The organism is Bartonella raoultii (assembly GCF_019659805.1).
Taxonomy (GTDB): domain Bacteria; phylum Pseudomonadota; class Alphaproteobacteria; order Rhizobiales; family Rhizobiaceae; genus Bartonella; species Bartonella raoultii.
The window spans coordinates 6,181-6,747 of record NZ_JAIFRO010000005.1 but is presented as its reverse complement, the minus strand read 5'-3'; the positions used below and the strand labels follow the sequence as shown (position 1 = coordinate 6,747).

1 protein-coding gene is annotated in these 567 nt (G+C 40.7%); it reads left to right on the top strand.

Translation table 11 applies throughout. The features are described from left to right. Positions 1–567: phage adaptor protein (locus K3248_RS09355; protein WP_220716983.1), on the top strand; the 567-nt coding region annotated here is incomplete at its 5' end.

The window sequence follows — 567 nt, the reverse complement described above, 5'->3', positions numbered from 1 at the left end:
CAAATCCAAGAGAGTATTTTTGCTGCTATTCGTTTTTGCGAGCGGGAAAGTTTTTACTTTAACGAAAGCCGTGATGTTGTGTTTAATACACAAGCGGGAAAAGCTCTTTATGATGCAAGTGATACCCCCCACCTTGAAACGGCAGTCAAAATCAAAAGCGTTTATCTTTCTTCAGATCAATATCACAAGGTTGCCTTAGAACAGAGAAGTCCTTTTGCGTTAGAAGCTTCGCTTTCTTCAGCACAGCAAGGAAGACCTGTTTGTTACAGTTACTTTGATAGGAAATTGCATCTTTATCCCACACCGGATCAATCCTATCAGGTTCAACTTATTCTCTCTCCAATGCGCTTGGAAGAATTAGAGAATGCGGATCAAGAACATCCATGGTTTGTGCACGCGTTTGATTTGATTAAGGCGCGTGCAAAATATGAATTGTACAAGAATATCCTTAAAGAGCCCGATTGTGCAGCCGCGGCTTATAATGATTTTAACGAACAGTTGCATGCCTTGCGTGCAGAAACGTCAAAACGTCATAACGATATCAGAATCATTCCAACGGATTTCTAA